Here is a 20,893-nt window from a genome sequence, read left to right as displayed (position 1 = left end):
TTATGACAAGTTTTGTAGTTACTTTAGATAAATTTAGCGGACCGCTAGAGCTTCTCTTGAAACTTATAGAGGAAAAGCACTTGGAGATTACTGAAGTTTCGTTATCTTCTGTGACCGAAGATTATTTGGCGTGGGTAACTCAAGCTCAGGGAAATTATATGGAAAATGTAGCTGATTTTTTGCAGGTAGCCGCCACTCTTCTTTTAATTAAATCTCGCTCCATATTACCCACCCTGGAAGTTACTTCAGAAGAGAAAGAAGAGATTATAGACCTTCAGACGCGTCTAGCTCTGTATAAATTATTTAAAGATTTGGGAATCGAATTAGCTGCTAATTGGAGTCTGCAAACGCAGATGTTTGATCGTCCGTCCTGGGTGGGCAAAACAGTGGTGTTTGACCCTCCGTCAAATGTTAGTGGCACTAACTTATCCGAAGCTTGCCTTATGCTTTTTGAAAAATTGGAAAGCCAAGTTGTTATTCATTCACCAGAAGCTGAAATAAAACATCCAGCCATTTCTCTCCAAGACAAAATTATAAGTATTTTAGAAAGGTTGAAGAACGTGAGCAGTAAAATTTGTTTTAGATCTGTAGGCAGTGAAGCCGCTAAAGAAGAAATTGTTATTACTTTTTTAGCCTTGTTAGAATTGCTTAAAGATAATAAAATCAATGCGCAACAAGAGAATCTCTTTGGTGACATAGAAGTCGAAGCAAAGGAAAATATTAATTAAACACTATGGTTTTGATATCTATTTTAGAAAGCCTTTTATTTACTAGCGGCGAGCCCCTGTTGGAGGATACTTTAGTAAAAAGTACGGGAGCTACCATTGCCGAGGTAAAGCAAGCTTTGACGGAATTAAAACAAAGGTATGAAGAAGAAAAAAGCGGATTAACTTTATTTGAACATGAGGGCAGCTACCAAATTTTAAGCAAGGCTCTTAATCAGGCCTATGTGCAAAAACTGGTTTCTGGCGTGTTCGAGGAAAAATTAACACCCACGGCTATGGAATGTTTGACAATAGTGGCTTATAGAGGACCATTGGGGAGGTCTCAGATAGATCTAATCCGAGGAGTAAACTCTGGCTACATTTTGCATCAATTGGTTTTGCGGGGATTGGTAGAAAGGCAGAGCAATCCTAATAGGAACAATGCCTTTCTTTACTCTATTACTGCCGATTATTTAAAACATTTGGGTTTGTCCAGCATCCAGGACCTGCCTCATTATCAAGAATACCATGCCAAAGACCTACAATCGCTATTAGCTGATAACACTAGTACTAAGCTAGAAAACATGGAAACCATTGAGTAGTTTATGACTAAAAATTTTTTTGCCAATAACCACACAGCCAATAAAAGGCTACTCTGGCAATCGGGTTTAGCTATTTTAATCTTAATAGTTATTTTTGCTTGTGGGTACTGGCGCCATGTAGCTAAAAAAACTGTGTCGTTGCCAACAGACGGAGATACCCGCATTAAGAACTTTACTTATGTGCCTCATCCAGATTGGCTGGCTTTAGAACCGCAATTAAAAGCCCGCTCTATTATTGTAGCTAATCTCGATACTAAAGAAGTTTATTACTCTAGACATCCTGATGTCTTAGTGAATATTGCTTCTTTATCTAAACTGATGACGGCCATGGTTACATTAGATAATTTAAATCAGAATGCGATATTAACAGTTTCTAGTCGAGCAGTGAACACATATGGTAATGGCGATTATTTACAAATTGGAGAAAAATTTACGGTAAAAGACCTTCTTGGAGATTTATTAGTCTTTTCTAGCAATGATGCCGCGGTAGCCCTTTCCGAAGGAATGGGATATAATCGCTTTATTGGTTTAATGAATAGAAAGGCTAAAGAAATTGGGCTGACGGATACAGCTTTTTTTGATGCTACTGGTTTAGATGAAAGAGGCAACTTTTCCAATGCCTCTGATTTATTGAATATGGTTGACTATATTTATCGTAATTACCCCTTAATTGGCATTATAAGCCGTTTACCCAGCCTGTCTTTCAAAGCGGTGGACGGAATTCAACATAATGTAAAAAATACCGATGCCTTAATTGATAAAATTAGCGGTTTATGGTTGAGTAAAACTGGAACTACCGATAATGCAGGTGAGTGCCTTATTTTAGTTTATCGGTTGAACAATGGTCAGACCGTAGCCAGCATTGTTTTAGGGTCCACTGATCGAGTTAGCGATTCTTGGATAATTTTTAACCAATTCAAAAAAGCTGGGCTGACAATTTAATTAAACCTTAGTTGGTGCTATAATGAAATTATTATTCTAAACCATGGCAATTGCTTTTAATTCTATTACTGGTCAAATAATTCGTTTAATTCTCTTGGGTACTATGGCCTTAGTAGGCGGTTTCGTTTTGGCGCCGTTAACTCTTAAATTTTTGATCAAGATTAAAGCTGGTAAGCAAATTAGGAATGACGGCGATACTCCAGTGTACACCAATATGCACCTTTATAAGGCTGGTACCCCTACCATGGGAGGTATAATTATTTGGGGGTCTGTGTTACTGATCACCATTATCTTAGCAATTTTAAGTCGTACTCTGGATGGCTTTTGGGGTAGTTTATCTTTTCTTTCTCGGGCGCAGACCTATTTGCCCTTAGGGGCCATGTTGGCTGCTGCGTTAATTGGACTAGCAGATGATGTCTTAGGCTTCTTGCATATAGGTAGCAAGGGAGGGGGTTTAACCATGAAGCGCAAGATTCTCTTATATACTCTTATCGCTATTATTGGCGCTTGGTGGTTTTATGTTAAATTACAATTCGATGTAGTTAGAATTCCTTTTGTCGGTAATTTTTCCCTGGGGGTTTGGTATATTTTGTATTTTATTTTTATTCTAGTAGCAGCTGCTTTTTCTACTAATGAAACCGATGGTTTAGACGGTTTAGCCGGCGGTGTTCTCATGGTGTCTTTTATTGCTATGATGGTGGTGGCCTTTACCGAGGGTCGTTATGATCTAGCTGCTTTTCTGGTAACTATAGTAGGCGCCTTGGTGCCATTTTTATGGTACAACATATTTCCAGCCAAATTCTTTATGGGAGATACTGGGGCCATGTCTTTGGGTATTGTTTTGGGAGTAGTAGCCATGCTAACCAATACCTCTGTGCTCTTACCTTTCTTTGCCTTTATTTTAGTTTTTGAATCGGGTTCAGTTATTATTCAAACTCTGTCTAAAAAAATAAGGCACAAAAAAGTCTTCCGTTCTACTCCTATTCACCACCATTATGAAGCAGTGTTAAAAGAGCAAGGCATGGAGTACCCTGAAACTCATATTACCCCCAGGTTCTGGTTAGTTTCTGGTGTTATGGCTGCCGTGGGATTAATGCTTTATTTTTTAGATCGGTTTCTTGTTAAGTAATGAATTATGAATTTAAAGCCGGGTCTAAAAACCTTGGTAATCGTCTGCGCTCTAGGAGCCATTGGCCTGTGGGGTGTGATTTTGAATACTCAAATTTTATTATTGAGAAAATACTGGTTTTTATTGATATTATTCTATTGGATCGGCAATGGCTGCCTTTTTGCAATAGGGGAAAAATATGCTCATCTTACTGCGACTGCGCGGTTCTTAATTATAGGAATTCTTAATACCTTAGTAGACCTTGGAGCTTTAAGTTTTTTTCTCTTTTTTAATCCTGCTAAAACTATAGGTTGGTATTACGTTCTCTTTAAATCACTCTCTTTTATTTTTGCCTTAGCTAATAGTTATTATTTTAATAGCCACTTTAGTTTCGCAGATGCCCATAAAACTGCCGTAGCAGAACAATTGTCAAAATTTCTTTTAGTAAGTTTAGTTTCCTTTGCTATCAATGTGAACCTAGCTTCCCTGATTAATCGCTTTAATTTTTTGTCCTTAAATAAAGGTCTCTGGGGTGTTGTGGCGGCTTTGGTAGCCAGCGTCTTTGGCATTATTATTAATTTTATTGGTTATCGTTTTTGGGTTTTTAAAAAAGAAAAATCTTCTTTGACGCCTGTGGCGAAATTTTAACGTTTTCGTTATCGATTAAAATTATTTAGAGTGTCCGATATTCTTATCAAAAATGGTTGGGTGTTTAATGGCCAAGGCGAAAATATGCTAACTCGGTCGGATTTATTGGTCCATGACGGTAAAATTCAAGCTATCGGCACAATACAAAATAGCCGTCTTGGCGCAAAAGTTATTAATGGAGAGGGTCGCATCGTTTCCCCAGGATTTATAGATTTGAGCAGTTTATTGGATAATGACGTTTCTCAAAATAGCTCTGAAGACTATTCTTCTCTTTTAAGACAAGGAATAACTACAGCCGTCATTGGCGGCAGGGGCGAATCCATTTTTCAACATTTCAGCCGTCAACCGCTGCAAAAAACAAAATTAGAAACTAAACTGGGGAAAGGAGATGTTAGGGAGAGGGTGTTACAGCTGTTTATTAAATCTTGTCCCAATCTTAATTTGGCTTCGTTTTTGGGGTGGACCACGCTTAATAATTGGGGGATTAAAAACTCGTTGCAATTTAGTCTTTTTCTTGACCAAATTCAACATAATTTTGCCGGATTATCTCTTGAGGTCAGAGAGGAACATCAAGAGGAGGTTCTGAAACAATTGACTGAAATCGCCCCCATTTTAAGCAAAAGAGGGAAAAATTTAATGTTGTTTTTTCCGCTTAGCTTGCCAGACACCTTATTAATCAGAAGCCTGGGGGAATTATCTTTGAACCACCAAATAACGATTGCTTTCAATTGTCCTCTTTTAGGATGCTTTACATCGGTGAGCGACATGATTCTCTCTCTTGCCGAAGAAGAAAATAAGAAAGGTGCTAATTTAATTTTCCAAGTATGGCCCTATGATTCAATCCAGTACGAGCTTCGGGCTGCCGAAAAACTGCTAGGTTCTCAATTAAATAGTATAAAAAATTTGGAGAAAACAATAAATTCATCCTTTCTTTTTGGTTTCCAAATTCCCATGATGCTACAAGGAAAAACTGTGGGAGAAATAAAAAGAAATTGGGATATGAATACCAAAGATACTCTGTCGAAAATAGATTCCCTCTTTCCCGATAATCATTTTAAGATACTCATTCCCTACCATTTAAATGAAGGGTGGTGGAGTAGTGCTTTTACTTATGTGGGGTTTGATTCAACTTTTATTGTCCACAATAATTCCTATGGACCAAACATTATTAGCGGTGTGAATCATTTTCTAAAAACCCACTTAAGTAATACCCCGGCCGATAAATGGCCATCTGCTTTAGCTAAAATTACTAGCCAGCCAGCCTTGATGGCTGGACTGGATAACAGAGGATTTTTGCAGAAAGATTATTTAGCTGATATAGTTATTATTAATCCAGATAAAGTCCAAAGCCTGGGTGACTACCAGAACCCTAGTTATCAGGGGGAGGGAATAGAGGTTGTCATTATAAACGGTCAGGTTGTTTGGCAAAAGGATAGGGTTTGGAAGAGGAAGGTTGGTAAATTATTGATTTAAAAGATTATTTATGGCGGAAGTTTTTATAATTCAGGGCGGACATTCTTTGAAGGGAGAGATTGAGGTGTCTGGTTCCAAGAACGCGGCTATCCCAATTCTGGCAGCTACGCTGCTTACTAGAGAGCCTTCTATTATTAAGAATGTTCCCTTGATTCAGGATATTTTAAAATTAATTGAAATATTGGAGAGCTTGGGCGCCAAGGTAGAGTGGCTAGACAAACATACTGTTAAAATTGTACCCGAAAATTTAAGCCTAAAAAAGCTTAACCAAGACTTGGTGAAGAAAATTAGAGCCTCGGTTCTTCTAATGGCCCCATTGACCCATCGTTTTTCCTCTTTTGAATTAAGGCAGCCAGGTGGTTGTATTATTGGCGCTCGTCCTATTGATACCCATCTTATTGCCCTAGAGGACTTAGGGACTAAGGTACAAGTTTTTCCTGATAAATATTTTATTCGTCGAAATCATCTACATTCTGCCGAAGTAGTCCTGCAAGAATTTAGCGTCACTGCTACGGAAAATGTGTTGATGTTGGCTTCTTTGATTCCCGGGAAAACAACTCTAAAGATTGCTGCTACCGAGCCCCACGTAGAGGACCTCATTGCTTTTTTGAATAAAATGGGGGCTAAAATCAAAAACAAAGGGTCTCATATTTACGAAATAGAGGGAGTGAAGACCCTCCATGGCGCTACTCATACCTTGATTCCCGATACTAATGAGGCGGGCACTTATATCATTATGGGCATGGCCCTACACTCTAATCTCTTGGTTAAAAATGTAATTCCCGAGCACCTCGATTTGGTTTTTAAAAAATTAATGGAAATGGGCGGCGCTTTTACTTTTAAAAAAGGTAAAAACGGTTTAACTGATGTGCAAGTTTTGCCCTCTCATCAATTAAAAGCTTCTAAAATCCAGACCCAGATTTATCCTGGCATTCCTACTGATTTGCAATCTGTTTTTGGGGTTTTAGCTACCCAGGCTACTGGCTCATCGCTTCTTTTTGACACCATGTTTGAAGGACGCTTAAAATACATTGACGAACTTAATAAAATGGGGGCTAACGCTATTATTGCCGACCCTCACAGAGCCGTGATTAACGGCCCGACATCGTTATTTGGTCAAACCATAAACTCTTTTGATATTAGAAGCGGCGCCGCCCTGATTATAGCTGCTCTGCTAGCGCAAGGAGAAAGCATCATTACTAATGCGTACCAAGTAGATAGAGGCTACGAACAACTAGATGAAAAATTGCAAAAATTAGGAGCAGATATAAGGAGAAAAGAAGTTATTGCTAATTAAAAAAAGTGATTTTTTTGAGAGCAATATACTTTTTTTAAATAAAAAGAAACTGGTATTTTTACCAGTTTTTTGCTTTAATAGGGGGAACGATTAAACTAGAGTAAAACTATTTTATGATCATCCGTAAATTGGGTATCGATTTGGGCACGGCAAACACCTTGGTTTTTGTACCAAAGAAAGGGGTGGTTATCAATGAACCGTCGGTAGTAGCTATTTCAGTTGATGATAATAATGTTGTGGCTATAGGGGCTGAAGCCCGGGAAATGCTCGGCAGAACTCCAGAAATTATAAGAACTTACAAACCCTTAAAAGATGGCGTGATTGCTGATTATCGCGTGACTAAAGCTATGTTGCGCTATTTTATTAACAAGGCTATGGGTAATTGGCATATCTTTCAACCGGATGTGATGATTTCTGTGCCTGTAGGCATTACTTCTACCGAAAAACGGGCTGTAATTGATGCTGCCAGGGAGGCTGGCGCCCATGAGGCCTATGTGGTTAAAGAGCCTATTTTAGCAGCTTTGGGCGCTAATATCCCTATTAATTCTGCGGCTGGGAATATGATTGTCAATATTGGCGGTGGTACTACCGAGGTGGCCGTGATTGCTTTGGGTGGCATAGTAGCATCGGCTTCGGTACGTGTTGCTGGCAATAAGATAGATGAGGCTATAGTAGAATATATCCGAAAAAAATATAACATGGCCGTAGGAGAAAGAACTGCCGAGGAGGTAAAAATAAAGATTGGCACGGCGCTACCTATGAGAGAAAAAAGCGATATGGACATCAGGGGATTAGATTTAACTGAGGGCCTGCCTCGTACCTTAAATTTGGCAGCTAATGAAATTGCCGAAGCTATTAACGGACCCATGAAAGAAATCATTCAAGCGGTAAAAAACGTTTTATCAGAAACTCCTCCTGAGTTGGCGGCTGACGTGATGGACCGAGGAATGATTGTTTCCGGTGGCGGGGCGCAATTGCGCAATATCGACGAATTGCTTCATAAAGCCACAGGAGTGAACGCCTATATAGCAGAAGAGCCTCTATTTTGCGTCGCTAAGGGAACTGGCGTGGTATTGGATAATTTAGAAGTTTATAAAAAAAGTATTATTACCCATAGCGGTCGTTAGTAAGAGTTGGCGATTAGGAAGTTTTGCGTCAGGAGAAATGATTTGTAGCAAATTCTGACTGCTAATTTTAGCGCTAGTTTGAATTTTAAATTTTGATGTAATGGTTTCTTCTCACCCAACTATCTGTGGTCACGCATTCAATAGAAAATTTTTAGATGGACAAGTGAGCAATTTAACGGCCCAAAGTTTTGTGTTTGTGGGACCGGAAAAAGTTGGTCGGAGATTGATAGCTCTAGAATTTGCTCAAAAAATAATGTGTCAGGATTTAACTAAAGATGAAGCCTGTGGAAATTGTCCCAGTTGTCTTAGTTTGGCTAAAAAATTAAATCCAGACCTATTTGAAATCTCCTTTGCTGGTGATACCGGTGACAACGAGACGATTACTGACGATGATAGCGAAGAGACAGTGGGGGCAGATGACAATATCGTGGCGCCCAAAAAACTAGCCGAAACGAAGGAAATTAAAGTAGAACAAATTAAGCCTCTCTTAGAGTTTTTGCAATATAAACCACAGTTGTCTCGGAAAAGGGTGGTTATAGTAGATAATGCCGAAAGGTTAAATATCGAGGCCTGGAGCTATCTTCTAAAAACGATAGAAGAGCCTCCTCCAGATAGTATTTTAATTTTTTTGGTCACAGATATTAAAAGATTGCCAGACACTATTACCTCGAGGTTATTAAAATTGGATTTTACAGAAATCCCTTTAGTCGAGATAAACAAATGGCTAGAGAAAAACTTTAATAATAATCAAGATTTAACTGAAATTGCATGGCGCAGTCATGGTCTCCCGGGGATGGCTCTAGATTTAATAGCTAATCAGGAAAAGCTACAGTGGTACAGACAAACTGATAAAGAGTTTCTAGAGTTGCTGACTATGCCGTTTTGCAAACAAAGCCCGTTTTTAGACAAACTGGCAAAATTAAACTCGGCAGATATCGAAACAACGCTCCTAGAATGGTTATTTTTGCTAAAATATTATTTAGAAGAACGTCCTCATCAATTTTCCTTTAAAGGCCCACCACCGAAACTAACCCAAAAAAACTTGGCTGTTATGGCTGGGGATTTGAGCAGCTTTCTCGATTGGAACCGTCGGAGCGGTATTAATAAAAGGTTATGGTTAGAGAACATTTTTTTAAGACAGAATTAAGCATGATCAGGCTTTTAGTGCTATATTAATATCAGTATTCTTATCAATGAAACAAGCTGGTAAAACCCTATTTTTCTTTGCAGTCTTGGCCTTGGCTATTTATTATATACCATTATTTTTTAAAGAAGCGCCGCTGTTTATTGTCCGGTCTTTAAAAAGCTCTCAAATGGCAAATTTGCTTATGTTCCTCAACCAAAAGACAGGGGCAACTCTTTATTTTAATAAATAGGATGCTACCTCGTTAGTTATTGCCCATTGTTAAATTATTAAAATTATATTATGTTTGACAACAATACTATCAAACAATTTGAAAATAAAATTACCGAATTAGAGGGTAATATTGGCTCCACCTTGGTTAAACTAAGAGTAGGGCGAGCCAATCCCCAAATGGTTGAAGATATTAATGTTGATTATTATGGGTCAAAATTACCGCTAAAAGGTTTGGCGAGCATTAGCGTAAACCAAATGACTATTACTATTCAACCATGGGACCAAGGGGCGATAGACCCCATTTTTAAGGCGCTTTTAATTTCTCCTTTGGGAGTAACCCCTGTTAAGGAAATAAACTTAATCCGTATAGTCCTGCCTCCCCTAACTGAAGACCGCCGAAAGGAACTTGTCAAAAATTTAGGTACGACCAAGGAGGGCTTTAGGGTAGAGCTTAGACGCTTGCGTGATGAAATAATGAGTTCTTTAAATGATGCCTTTAAAAATAAAGAAATTTCTGAAGACGAAAAGTTTGGATATAAAGAAACGATAGAAAAACTAGTTACTAAGACTAATGCCACCATTGAGGAGCTCTTTGATGACAAGGAGAAAGAGATAATGACGGTTTAATTATGATACTCTTAATTTTTATTTTGTGTTTCGGTTTTCTTATTATGGCTCATGAATTTGGCCATTTTCTAGCAGCCAAAAAAAATGGGGTCAAGGTGGAGGAATTTGGTATTGGTTTTCCTCCCAAAATATTCGGCAAAAAAATTGGTGAGACAGTTTACTCTGTTAATGCCATTCCTATCGGAGGTTTTGTGCGTATTCTAGGAGAAGAAGGGGAAGCTCGCGAAAATAATCGTAGTTTCGCCGCTAAAGGCCTTGGGCAAAAAATAAGCATTCTCGTTGCCGGGGTGGGCGTAAACCTATTAGTGGCCGGATTAATTTTTTCCCTTCTTTTTGCCGTTGGTTTTCCCATGGATGTTTCGAACGAAACTTTACTCCCTGGCCAAAAGGCAGAAATCGTTATTACTAGCATAGAAAAAAAGTCTCCCGCCCAAATAGCTGGATTGAAAGTGGGTGATGTTATTTGGAAGGTAAGTAATGCTAAGGGGCAAGAATTTGTTCCCGAGCGAATAACTGATTTCCAGACGATTGTGAAAGAAAACGCAACTTCTAATTTAGATTTAATTATTCGAAGGGGCAGCGAAATTGTAACTGTTAAAGTTAGCCCCAGGATTAATCATGCCGAGGATGTTGGTCCTATTGGAGTGTCTTTAATGGAGCTAGCTTATTACAGATATCCATTTTTGAGAGCTATTGGGGAGGGATTTAAACATGTGGCAGTTTTAAGCCAAGAAATGATTGTGGGTTTGGTTCAGGCCTTAAAAGATTGGTTTGTCAAAAAGGTGACTCCTCAAGTTACGGGGCCAATCGGAATAGCTTCATTAAGTATCCAAATGGCTCATATAGGTTGGCGTTACTTCTTTAACTTTTTAGCCTTCTTATCTACTAACCTAGCTATTGTGAATATTCTGCCTTTGCCAGCATTAGATGGGGGGCGCGTGGTTCTGGCTATAGTGGAAAAGATAAGAAAAGAGCCTTTGTCCCTAAAGGTTGTGGAAGCGATTAATGGGATTGGCATGCTTTTATTGTTGGGTCTTTCTTTGGTTATTGCCCTTAAAGATATAATCCATCTGCATTTGTTCTCATTCCTTATAAAATAAATACAATTTTAAAATATTCTTATGCCTAAAGATTCTCAGCCCGATTCTTCTGTCAAAAAAACTTCTTTTTTCCATTGGCCTGAAAATTGGTTCATAGACGTAGCCATAGATTTGGGCACCACCAAAACTCTCATTGCTTCAAAAGAGGGTAAAATAGAAATTCAAGAGTCTTCGGTTGCTGCCGTAAACGTAAAAACCGGTCAGATTCTTGCTATTGGCAACGAGGCTTACCTTATGTTGGGTAAAACTCCGGGACATATTTCTGCCGTCAGACCTTTAAATGGGGGAGTGATTTCTGACTTTGAGATTACCGAGAAAATGCTTAAAGCCTTTTTTAGCAAGTTAGCTTTGCAGAAAAGTGATGGTTTAAATTTTTTACCTTTCAGGAGAATCCGGGCCGTTATTAACATTCCTTGTGGAGGAACTGAAGTAGAAAAAAAGGCCGTAGAAGATGTGGGCCGAAATGCTGGTGCCCATGAAGTAAAATTGGTCGAATCGCCAATTGCTATAGCGATTGCGGCAGGTGTTCCTGTTTTAGAGCCAGGTGGTAATTTAGTGGTAAATATTGGCGGTGGCGTTACCGAAGCGGCAGTTATTTCGTTAGGAGGAGTGGTGGTATTTCGTAGCGTGAGAGTAGCCGGGGATAAATTAAATAGCGATATTATTCAATATGTTCGCGACAAATTCAAAATGGCTATTGGGGAAGCGACCGCTGAAGAGATAAAATTGGCTATTGGTTCCGCTATTGAAACCGGTACTCGTCAGAGTATGCCCATTAAAGGTAGAGATCTAACATGCGGCTTGCCCAAGGAAGTTAAAATTACCGATGATGATGTGAGAGTAGCTATTAGCGGTTCTTTACAGACTATTATAAAAAGCATCAAAAGTACGATAGAAAGCACCCCGTCCGAATTGGTGGCTGATGTTATGGATAAGGGCATTATCTTGGCTGGTGGGGGAAGCTTGCTTAATGGTTTAGATAAACTCATAGCAGCTGAAACAGATTTGCCGGTTCACTTGATAGAAGACCCCACTTTGGCGGTGATTAAGGGAATGGTGCGGATTATAAACAATCGGCACGGCTTAGATACTGTTTTGATAGATATTAACGAAGCAGACTCTAAAATAAATTATTAAGCCCATGAGCGCCCAAAGAAAGAAATTACAACTAGCTATTATTGTTTTGATTTTATTGTCTCTGCTTTTGATGTGGAAACCGGTAAGACTATTTTTAGATAGGCATTTAGTAAGCGCTAATTTATTTGTTTCTTCCTTAAATGGCCAATATACTTGGTTTTACAATCTTTTCCATTTGATCGCTTTTACTAACGATTACAACAATGTAAAAATACAAAACAAGAATTTAGTGGTTAACTATGTCCAGAACAACCTGGCTGGTTTGTCTCATAACAGCGCCGAAATTAATGGATTGGAAGCGAGGATTCTGAAAAGCGATATTACCAATACTGGCAATTATTTCTGGATAAATAAAGGCGCCAATGACGGTCTGCAAGTAGGAATGAATGTGGTGGGCGAAATTAACAACGCTCTCGGGGTAATAGACAGCGTTTATTCCCATAGCGCCCTGGTGAAAAACCTTTTGAGTCCCAAAACCAAGATTAGTGTTGTAGACCTTCGGTCTAAATCTTTGGGAGTAGCCACCGTTAACGCGCAAGGGAAATTCTATTTGGATTATTTGCAACTAAAAAGCGATGTTCAAATTAATGATATTTTGGTCTCTACGGCAGACAATAGAGAATATTTAGCAGGGTTAATTATTGGCAAGGTAGCGCAGGCCGATACCATCAATCAAACTTATTATCTGGAGCCATTAATGAATTTAAACGACGCCTTGATGGTTAAGGTTCTTATGCAACCTAGCAAGAACTAATTATGTCTATACGAGCAAAGGTTTTATTATTTGTGATTGGCTGGGCTGTTATTTTAGGCGGGATTTTGATTAATCATAGCTTGGTAGGCCTGACGGGTTTTTACTATTGGCCCACTGTCAGTCTTATTGCCTATTTAGTTGTCTTGTGTTTTGGTTTGGGGGAACGAGATTTGATTTTTCCTGTGGTTTTCCTGATGATGGTCCCCCTAACCATATTTTTAGATACCTGGTTGGGGGCAGCTGCTTTTGGTTATTATGCCATCGGTTTCTTGGTAGGGAATTTATTTATTTTAGGAAGTTTAGTTTTAGCCAACATTAAAACTGTGCCTACACAACTAATTGATATTTTTATTTTTTTGAGTTGTTTTTGGATTGTTGGTCCGTTTCTCTTTACAAATTTTATTAACCCGTTAATTTCCAATTATAATTTTATTACCGCCTGTATACACCTTGTGGTAGACTTTAGTTGTTGTTTCATTGTCATAAAATTAATTAAACCCTCTTGGGGAAGAAATGTTTAAGCGGCGAGAGAAAAATTACTATCAGCTGGAACCGGAAGAAATTTTGATGGACAAAATGGCAGCTAATTCTACTGATGTTTCGGATAATTTTGAACACTTAGAGGCTGATATTAGTCGTAAACCTATTTTGTTGTTAAGGTTCTTAGTTTTGGGAGTTTGTATAGTGTATGGTTTTCTGGCTTTCAAAAGTCAAGTTTTGAAGTCTAGCATCTTTGAAAATTTGGCTTTAGGAAATGCCACTCGCTATAAAATAATCAATGCGCCTAGGGGGATAATTTATGACCGCTATGGCACCAAATTAGCTGATAACATTAAATCTTATAGTTTAATGCTTATGCCAGCAGATTTACCTACAGATGCTACGGCTAAATCAAATCTTTTTACCCAAGTCAATACCTTTTTCAATTTAGCTAAGGAAGACAGTTGGTGGGACACCAAGGTAGTAAAAAGTAAAAGCATTGACCCCATTATTTTAAAAAATAATTTAAGCCAGGAAGAAATACAAAAATTTGAGCCAATTTCTAACAATTTTCCTGGTTTTTCCATAGTACCCAGTTGGTCGCGCTCTTATTCTGGTGGTGAAGCTGATGCCACTGTTTTAGGTTATGTGGGGAAAATTACTCCCAAGGAAGTGGACGAATATAGCCATTATCCCTTATCAGATTTGGTAGGGAAAATGGGATTGGAAAAATCCTATGAGAATTATTTACATGGTGTTTCTGGCAAAGAATATTATCAAGTAGACGCTCGTCAAAAGACATTGCAGCCAATTGGAGAGAAAAAACCTCAAAATGGCTCTGATTTGGTTCTTACTATTGATAGCGAATTACAGAATTACTTGTATACGTCGCTTAAGGAGTCTACGATTAATTTGGGAGTTAAAAAAGCAGTCGGTATTGCCATGAATCCCAAAAATGGAGAAGTTTTAGCCATGGTAAGTTTGCCCAGTTTCGATAGCAATATTTTCAGCCAAGGCGGTAGTGCCAGTGTTATTCAAAGTATTTTTCAAGACGCTAATCATCCTATGTTTAATAGGGCAATTAGCGGCCTCTACTCTCCCGGTTCCACCATTAAGCCGCTGATGGCTATGGCTGTTTTGAATGAAAAAATTATTCCGCCCCAAGACAATATAATAGATAAGGGCAGAGTAGTAATTCCCAATCCCTACGACCCTAGTAAAGAAAGTGTATTTAGAGATTGGAAGTTAGATGGTCATGGATTAGTGAATTTAAGAAAAGCTTTAGCCGTTTCTTGCAATACTTATTTTTATACTGTTGGCGGTGGTTATGGCAGTGTTACTGGCTTAGGCAAAGATAGAATAAAGCAGTATTGGCAATTATTTAGACTGGATAAATTGACCGGGATTGATTTGCCGGGGGAAAGCACCGGTGTTTTAGCCGATGAGGCTTTGCTTAGTAAAACTCGCCCCAATGACCCGGTTTGGCATCTCGGTGATACTTATAATATCAGTATAGGCCAGGGAGATTTGCAGGTAACACCCTTGGCTTTATTGTCTTATATCTCAGCCATAGCCGAGAATGGTAATTTTTGGCAGCCGCATTTAGTGAAACAAATAAAAAATGGCGAAGACGTCATAAAAACCCAAGACCCTCAATTAACTACAAAATTAAATTTACCTGAAAATTATTTTCACATTGTTCAAGATGGAATGCGCGCAGTGGTAACTGAGGGTTCAGCGGTTTCCCTAAATAATTTAGGAATTTCTTTGGCAGGTAAAACGGGGACACCCCAAGTCTCTGGCGGACAAAAAATTAATGCCTTATTTGTCGCTTATGCTCCCTATGAAGACCCACAAATTGCGGTTCTTGTTTTGTTTGAAGGTCCTAAGGAGGGCTCAGCCGTAGCTATTCCTGTGGTGGGGAAAGTACTGGACTGGTGGAATCAAAACCGTTATGCCAAAGGTCTCTAATTTGTAAAATCAAAAAGTTTGACTTTTGACCTAAGTTTTGTATAATGAAGCATAATAAATTTTGAGGAATATATATCTTTGTATATATTTTTTTATTGCTTTAACTAAATTTTATGGCACTGGAACCGTATTACGTTACTGATGAAGCCTACAAAAAGATGAAGGTTGAGTACGAAGAACTAATCAAGCATAAACGTCTAGAATTGGCGAGAAGGATTCAGGAGGCCAAAGAACTGGGCGATCTTTCTGAAAATTCTGAGTATGAAGAAGCGCGTACCGCTCAATCTTTTTTGGAGGGTAGAATTGAGGAATTGAGCGACCTTATTAGAAGGGCGACCCCTATTCGAAACCATCGGCTAGACATAATAACGGTGGGCGCTACTGTAGACGTTGAGGATATGACCAAAAAAGATAAAAAAACATTTATGATAGTAGGCGTAGAAGAGGCCGATCCTTTGACTGGCAAAATTTCTAATGTTTCTCCTCTGGGGAAGTTACTTTTAGGGAAAAGTGAGGGGGCTGTTGTCAAATTAAAAACGCCCAAAGGAGAAACTACTTATAAGATTCTTAAAATAAAATAGCCTCAAAACAGGGTTTGTTACCCTGTTTTTAGTTGAGACGGCTTCGTATTTATGGTATACTCGAGGAGGTATTGTAACTAAAGGTGGAAAAATTCAAATTTTTAAACTTTAATTTTTGTCCTATGCCCCTAGAAGATTTAAGGCAAACTAGAATCTCTAAAGTCACTGATTTAAGAAAAAACAATATTGACCCCTATCCGGCTATTTCCCATAGACAGTTCGATTTATCCCAAGTCAGTGAGCGATTTGATGAATTAGAAAAATCTGCCACTACGATCATTACTGCTGGAAGAATTTTTTCGATTCGACCACATGGAAAGCTCGTTTTTATGGACCTTAAAGATGAAAAAGGGGAGTTACAATTGCTTCTCAAGGCAGATGAAATAGGCGAGGAGAAGCTAAAATTTTGGCTAGACCATTTAGATATAGGCGATTATGTAGAAATAGAGGGAACCGTTTTTATAACTAAAGTGGGTGAAAAAACCATTCTCGCCAAAACAGTTACTCTTTTAACGAAAGCGATACGACCATTACCTACTCAGTGGTATGGCTTAAAGGACACGGAAACACTCCTCAGGAAAAGGTATTTAGATTTGATTATGAATAAGGAGACCAGAGAATTGTTTTATAAGAAAACTATTTTTTGGGATGCTATCAGAGAGTTTCTCAAGAAAGATAATTTTTTAGAAGTAGAAACGCCTGTTTTAGAAAGTATCCCTGGCGGCGCCGACGCAGAGCCATTTATGACGCATTACAATGCTTTAAATAAGGATTTCTATTTAAGGATATCCTTGGAGCTAGCGCTTAAGAGATTGATTGTTGGCGGATTTGAAAGGGTTTTTGAAATTGGCAGAGTTTTCAGAAATGAGGGTATCGATGCGCAACACTTGCAGGACTATACTCAGATGGAATTTTATTGGTCTTATGCTGACTACAATAAACTGATGGTTTTTATCGAGGAGATGTATAAGTTTGTAGTGGAGAGGGTTATGGGTAGTTTAGTAACAACCTACAATGGTATAAATATCGATTGGTCTAAACCCTGGCCCAAAGTGGATTATTACGAATTATTTAAGGAGAAGGCTGGCTTAGACCTTAAAATTGCCACAGATACAGATTTATATAATAAAGCTAGCGCATTAAAACTTAATCCTGCCTCCAATTTGGGCAAAGGAAGGTTAATCGATTTAATCTATAAAAAAGTTTGTCGTCCTTCCTTAATCCAACCCTGTTTTTTAATTAACCACCCCATTGAAGTTTCTCCTTTAGCCAAATCATTTTTTGATGACCATAATAGGACCCAAAGATTTCAGGTATTAGTGGCTGGGGCCGAATTAGGCAATGGGTTTTCGGAACTTAATGACCCCTTAGACCAGAGAGCTAGATTTGAAGAACAAATGAAACTAAGGGAAAGCGGGGATAAAGAAGCTCAAATGATAGATGAAGATTTCATAGAAGCGCTTGAATACGGAATGCCACCTACGGCTGGTTTTGGTTTATCAGAAAGGTTTTTTTCCTTTATTGTTGATAGGCCAGTGAGGGAAACAGTGTTCTTTCCTGCCACCAAGAATAATGATTAGACTGTATTGACAGTCTTGTTTGCTAGTGGTTTAATACAACAGGATCAGTTTCCCTAGTCCTTTTAAAACGATAACCGTGGCAAGTATTTATAGTTGTTTTAACTACAAGTATTTGTCACAGTTTCTAAACTAGCTCTATATATCATACCTACTTACAAATGCGAGGATTAAACGCATGCGGGAGATAATCATGTCTTCTGCCAAAAATGGTAATTCTCTAGTTTGGTGACTAACATTCGTCGTAGGACGTTTTTAAGAATGACCATTCTCGTTATGAGAATGGGGGGTCGTAGCTGCTAAGCAGCTAAATCAGAGGAGGAATAATATGCTGCCTATATGTGATTTTGACAAAGAGTTGTCTTCATGCGCAGAGGAACAAGATTCGGAGAACAAGCGACTGTTAAATGGCAATAATTTGATGGTATCCTTTGACGAGCAGATGGACCGGGAATTGCAGAAAGAACGACTATGTCTTCGCGATCTAATAGTTACCATTTGTGTAATTGCGCTCCTTATTGACATCTGGCCAATAGCATTGAGACCTGCGATGATGTCTTTTTTCTCCTGGGCTGGTAATTGGGGATACCTTTCCCTCTGGAAGAGGTATGAGCAATACTGAAAGGTTATTTTTACGGGCGCCTTCGCATGTGAGGGCGCTCTTTTTTATTTGTCTCGAAAGCATTTTTGCTATATAATAGGGCATATCGTAACTAAAAGAAATTATATGCTGGATATAAAATACATTCACAATAACCAGGAGCTGCTTAAACAAAAACTTATTGATAAGGGCAGCGACGCTTCTCTTATAGACCAGGTTATAGAAGCGGATGACAATCGCAAAGAATTGGTTACCCAAATAGATAATTTAAGGCATCAGAAATCGCTCATAGAAGAGAAAATGGCTCAAGGTCAAAAAGAGCCAGCTGATTTGGAGTTCCTTAAAAATGCTAAAACTTCACTCAAAGAATTAGAGGATAAATCTTCTGTCGCGGATGCTGAGTTTTTAAGAATCATGAGACTTATTCCCAACCCCCCCTTGGATACAGTGCCAGTAGACCCTACGGGAAAGAAAATCTTTGTCTTAAGAGAAGTGGGCGATAAGCCTAAATTTGATTTTAAACCGCAAGATTATGTAAGTTTAAGCGAAAAACTAGATTTAATTGATACTGAAAGAGCCGCCAAAACCTCTGGCTCTCGCTTCGGCTTTATAAAGAATGAATTAGCTTTGATGGAATTCGCTCTTTTACAATTTGTTTTTCAAAAATTGTCTACAGAAGGATTTATTCCTTTGATTACTCCGGTTATGCTCAAACCCAAATTGATGGAAGGGATGGGATATGTCGAAAGAGGCGGGGAAGAAATCTATTATTTGCCCAAAGACGATTTATATTTGGTAGGCACGGCCGAGCAAATGGTAGGTCCTATGCATAGCGATGAGGTCCTAGATTATAATAAATTTCCCTTGCGCTACGCGGCCTTTTCCTCTTGTTTTAGAAGAGAAGCAGGTTCTTACGGAAAAGATACTAAAGGCATCTTGAGGGTACACCAATTTGATAAGATTGAGATGTTTGTTTTTACTAAACCGGAAGAAGCAGCCGAGGAGCACCAATTTCTCTTACGCATGGAAGAGGAGCTGATGCAAGCGTTAAAAATCCCTTATAGGGTTTTAAACATTTGCAGCGGAGATTTAGGCGATCCGGCAGCAGCTAAATTTGATACTGAAGCCTGGTTGCCTGGTCAAAACAATGGGGAAGGCGAATATCGAGAAACGCACTCTACTTCTAATTGTACCGATTTTCAATCGCGTCGTTTGAATATTCGTTACCGTGACCCTCAAGACCAAGAATTGCATTTTGCCTATACTCTCAATGGCACCGCTTTTGCTATTGGCCGAGCGCTCATTGCTATTATAGAAAATTATCAAACAGCAGAGGGGAATATTAAAGTTCCAGAGATTTTACAACCTTATATGGGGGGTATGAAAGAAATTGTGCGCAAGGTTTAGACGTAGTATGGTTAATACTACTGATAGAAAAAAACGTTTACGCAAACGAAAAATTCTTAAGAAAATTAAGTGGTTTTGTTTTTTCTTCTTTATTTTATGTTTTTTAATTGGAGTGATATGGATTATCTTTTTTTCTCCAATTTTTAAAATAAAACAAATCAATCTTTCTGGCGAAGACCCTGCCGATAGGCAGGCTGTGATGAATTTTTTGACAACGTCTTTAGAAAGCCGAAGCTGGCTGAATATGGGGCCGTTGTATGTTCGCTTTTTAAAGGAGCTTTCGTATAATGACAAAAACAGTCTCTTCCAAAATTTCGATGCTCTAGAAAAAGGTTTTGAAGAAAATTTTCCAGAATATTCAGATAGCCACATTGATTTTGATTGGTGGCGGCAAACCCTGAATCTTTCTTTAAGTAAAAGAGTGGTTACAGCTCTTTGGTGCAATGACAGTAAATGCGGGTTCATAGACGAAAATGGCCTTTATTTTAAAGACTTGGCTATAAATGACAAGCAGACCCTTTTACAGGACCCTGTTTATGCTGATTATTTTTTGCTGAAAGGGCAATTTAAAGAAACTTCCCAACCAATCACAGTGGGTTCCTCTATTGTGCCGCCAGAGATTATTAATAATCTTCGGTCTTGGTTCCACCAATGCCAGGGAACTATTCTTAGTTATCGGGAAATATCATTAGATGAAAGTTCCCTAGAGTGCTTTTCCGCTACGACTAATTTGGGCTTTCATTTTACTTTTAAACCTAGCGATGACGCGAGTGAAATCCTGCAAGTAGTAAAAGAGTTGCAAATTCAGACTAAAAATAACCCTCAATGGCAGGGGTTGGCTAGCATGAATTTTTGCTTCTATCCTAAAATTTATTATATACCCGACGGGTTTTTCCGTCGTTAATACAGTTGTTTTTAAACCGTGAATAGGGTATGATTTTTATATGCCTTCTATGTTAAATTCCCAATTAAATAACCTATCTAAGGACGTTTATTCTTCTCCGGAGACTACCAAGCCTTTGCCAATAGAAACGGGGGCTATCGAGCCAGAAAGTTTGAAATTCTCTCCGGAAGAAATGGCTTCGCGTGCTATCGCCGACGCTATTAATGATTTACCGGGGAATCAAGAGGAAATAGTGTCTTCTTCGCAAAAAACCTTAGCTGCAGCTGAAAATATTTTGCCCGTAGAATTCGAAAACAGAAATCAAAGGTTAGAAGAGATTCTGCAGAATATTAAGGAATGGCGGGCTAAGGCGACTGATGATATGCCAACATTTTATAAATTAGTCTATGAGGGCGCCCAAGAGTTGCGACGCAACGGGGATTTTTATTCACTAGATGCTCTACATGATGGCGCCGTGGAAATAGCCAAGGGTGACAAAAATTTGTTGCATTAAACG

General features: G+C 38.7%; 20 protein-coding genes. All 20 read left to right on the top strand.

Annotation, left to right across the window (positions count from 1 at the left end):
* Positions 1-2 precede the first annotated feature (2 nt).
* Positions 3-728, top strand: coding sequence for a segregation/condensation protein A (locus PK547_01040; protein HPR91307.1), 726 nt, complete (start codon positions 3-5; stop codon positions 726-728).
* A 5-nt stretch (positions 729-733) separates the two neighbouring features.
* Entirely contained in the window at positions 734-1,306 is a 573-nt protein-coding gene (gene scpB / locus PK547_01035) for an SMC-Scp complex subunit ScpB (GenBank protein HPR91306.1), read from the top strand.
* 3 nt (positions 1,307-1,309) lie between these two features.
* Positions 1,310-2,248, top strand: coding sequence for a serine hydrolase (locus PK547_01030; protein ID HPR91305.1), 939 nt, complete (start codon positions 1,310-1,312; stop codon positions 2,246-2,248).
* Between the two features lie 43 nt (positions 2,249-2,291).
* Entirely contained in the window at positions 2,292-3,377 is a 1,086-nt protein-coding gene (locus PK547_01025) for a phospho-N-acetylmuramoyl-pentapeptide-transferase (protein ID HPR91304.1), read from the top strand.
* Positions 3,378-3,383: 6 nt separating this feature from the next.
* Complete coding sequence (locus tag PK547_01020) at positions 3,384-4,004, top strand: GtrA family protein (protein HPR91303.1); 621 nt, start codon at positions 3,384-3,386, stop codon at positions 4,002-4,004.
* A 30-nt stretch (positions 4,005-4,034) separates the two neighbouring features.
* Positions 4,035-5,477: a hypothetical protein gene (locus PK547_01015; GenBank protein HPR91302.1), complete on the top strand. Its 1,443-nt coding sequence runs from the start codon at positions 4,035-4,037 to the stop codon at positions 5,475-5,477.
* A gap of 10 nt (positions 5,478-5,487) precedes the next feature.
* Entirely contained in the window at positions 5,488-6,774 is a 1,287-nt protein-coding gene (gene murA / locus PK547_01010) for a UDP-N-acetylglucosamine 1-carboxyvinyltransferase (GenBank protein ID HPR91301.1), read from the top strand.
* Positions 6,775-6,890: 116 nt separating this feature from the next.
* The gene (locus PK547_01005; protein ID HPR91300.1) at positions 6,891-7,901 is read left to right on the top strand and encodes a rod shape-determining protein; all 1,011 of its coding nucleotides are present in this window, start codon (positions 6,891-6,893) and stop codon (positions 7,899-7,901) included.
* Positions 7,902-8,001: 100 nt separating this feature from the next.
* The gene (locus PK547_01000; protein ID HPR91299.1) at positions 8,002-9,048 is read left to right on the top strand and encodes a hypothetical protein; all 1,047 of its coding nucleotides are present in this window, start codon (positions 8,002-8,004) and stop codon (positions 9,046-9,048) included.
* A 279-nt stretch (positions 9,049-9,327) separates the two neighbouring features.
* Positions 9,328-9,885 (top strand): ribosome-recycling factor, encoded by a 558-nt coding sequence (locus tag PK547_00995; protein ID HPR91298.1) that lies wholly within the window; start codon positions 9,328-9,330, stop codon positions 9,883-9,885.
* Between the two features lie 2 nt (positions 9,886-9,887).
* Positions 9,888-10,985 carry a M50 family metallopeptidase gene (locus tag PK547_00990; protein HPR91297.1) on the top strand — a complete coding sequence of 366 codons (1,098 nt, stop codon included), beginning with the start codon at positions 9,888-9,890 and terminating at the stop codon, positions 10,983-10,985.
* 21 nt (positions 10,986-11,006) lie between these two features.
* The gene (locus PK547_00985; GenBank protein ID HPR91296.1) at positions 11,007-12,122 is read left to right on the top strand and encodes a rod shape-determining protein; all 1,116 of its coding nucleotides are present in this window, start codon (positions 11,007-11,009) and stop codon (positions 12,120-12,122) included.
* A 4-nt stretch (positions 12,123-12,126) separates the two neighbouring features.
* Entirely contained in the window at positions 12,127-12,876 is a 750-nt protein-coding gene (locus PK547_00980) for a rod shape-determining protein MreC (protein ID HPR91295.1), read from the top strand.
* 2 nt (positions 12,877-12,878) lie between these two features.
* A complete protein-coding gene (locus PK547_00975; GenBank protein HPR91294.1) occupies positions 12,879-13,397 on the top strand; it encodes a hypothetical protein in 519 nt (172 codons plus the stop codon).
* Entirely contained in the window at positions 13,390-15,327 is a 1,938-nt protein-coding gene (gene mrdA, locus PK547_00970; GenBank protein ID HPR91293.1) for a penicillin-binding protein 2, read from the top strand. The genes PK547_00975 and mrdA overlap by 8 nt, the downstream gene beginning before the upstream one ends.
* A gap of 113 nt (positions 15,328-15,440) precedes the next feature.
* Entirely contained in the window at positions 15,441-15,908 is a 468-nt protein-coding gene (gene greA, locus PK547_00965) for a transcription elongation factor GreA (protein ID HPR91292.1), read from the top strand.
* A gap of 83 nt (positions 15,909-15,991) precedes the next feature.
* The gene (gene lysS / locus PK547_00960; GenBank protein ID HPR91291.1) at positions 15,992-17,488 is read left to right on the top strand and encodes a lysine--tRNA ligase; all 1,497 of its coding nucleotides are present in this window, start codon (positions 15,992-15,994) and stop codon (positions 17,486-17,488) included.
* 724 nt (positions 17,489-18,212) lie between these two features.
* Entirely contained in the window at positions 18,213-19,493 is a 1,281-nt protein-coding gene (serS, locus tag PK547_00955; GenBank protein ID HPR91290.1) for a serine--tRNA ligase, read from the top strand.
* A gap of 7 nt (positions 19,494-19,500) precedes the next feature.
* Complete coding sequence (locus tag PK547_00950) at positions 19,501-20,397, top strand: hypothetical protein (protein HPR91289.1); 897 nt, start codon at positions 19,501-19,503, stop codon at positions 20,395-20,397.
* A gap of 49 nt (positions 20,398-20,446) precedes the next feature.
* Positions 20,447-20,890, top strand: coding sequence for a hypothetical protein (locus PK547_00945; protein ID HPR91288.1), 444 nt, complete (start codon positions 20,447-20,449; stop codon positions 20,888-20,890).
* Positions 20,891-20,893: the final 3 nt, after the last annotated feature.

It is taken from the genome of Candidatus Paceibacterota bacterium (assembly GCA_035404205.1).
In the GTDB taxonomy this organism is placed as follows: Bacteria; Patescibacteriota; Minisyncoccia; order UBA6257; family JAVHQB01; genus JAVHQB01.
The sequence above is the reverse complement of the archived record's forward strand: the minus strand, read 5'-3'. Positions and strand labels throughout refer to the sequence as shown.

Coding starts and splice junctions, on each gene's coding strand:
- PK547_00950 (HPR91289.1), top strand. CDS start 19,501: ATGGTTAATACTACTGATAGAAAAAAACGTTTACGCAAACGAAAAATT.
- PK547_01020 (HPR91303.1), top strand. CDS start 3,384: ATGAATTTAAAGCCGGGTCTAAAAACCTTGGTAATCGTCTGCGCTCTA.
- serS (HPR91290.1), top strand. CDS start 18,213: ATGCTGGATATAAAATACATTCACAATAACCAGGAGCTGCTTAAACAA.
- PK547_00945 (HPR91288.1), top strand. CDS start 20,447: ATGTTAAATTCCCAATTAAATAACCTATCTAAGGACGTTTATTCTTCT.
- scpB (HPR91306.1), top strand. CDS start 734: ATGGTTTTGATATCTATTTTAGAAAGCCTTTTATTTACTAGCGGCGAG.
- PK547_01040 (HPR91307.1), top strand. CDS start 3: ATGACAAGTTTTGTAGTTACTTTAGATAAATTTAGCGGACCGCTAGAG.
- mrdA (HPR91293.1), top strand. CDS start 13,390: ATGTTTAAGCGGCGAGAGAAAAATTACTATCAGCTGGAACCGGAAGAA.
- PK547_01000 (HPR91299.1), top strand. CDS start 8,002: ATGGTTTCTTCTCACCCAACTATCTGTGGTCACGCATTCAATAGAAAA.
- PK547_01030 (HPR91305.1), top strand. CDS start 1,310: ATGACTAAAAATTTTTTTGCCAATAACCACACAGCCAATAAAAGGCTA.
- PK547_01025 (HPR91304.1), top strand. CDS start 2,292: ATGGCAATTGCTTTTAATTCTATTACTGGTCAAATAATTCGTTTAATT.
- PK547_00975 (HPR91294.1), top strand. CDS start 12,879: ATGTCTATACGAGCAAAGGTTTTATTATTTGTGATTGGCTGGGCTGTT.
- PK547_00990 (HPR91297.1), top strand. CDS start 9,888: ATGATACTCTTAATTTTTATTTTGTGTTTCGGTTTTCTTATTATGGCT.
- murA (HPR91301.1), top strand. CDS start 5,488: ATGGCGGAAGTTTTTATAATTCAGGGCGGACATTCTTTGAAGGGAGAG.
- PK547_00980 (HPR91295.1), top strand. CDS start 12,127: ATGAGCGCCCAAAGAAAGAAATTACAACTAGCTATTATTGTTTTGATT.
- PK547_00985 (HPR91296.1), top strand. CDS start 11,007: ATGCCTAAAGATTCTCAGCCCGATTCTTCTGTCAAAAAAACTTCTTTT.
- PK547_00995 (HPR91298.1), top strand. CDS start 9,328: ATGTTTGACAACAATACTATCAAACAATTTGAAAATAAAATTACCGAA.
- greA (HPR91292.1), top strand. CDS start 15,441: ATGGCACTGGAACCGTATTACGTTACTGATGAAGCCTACAAAAAGATG.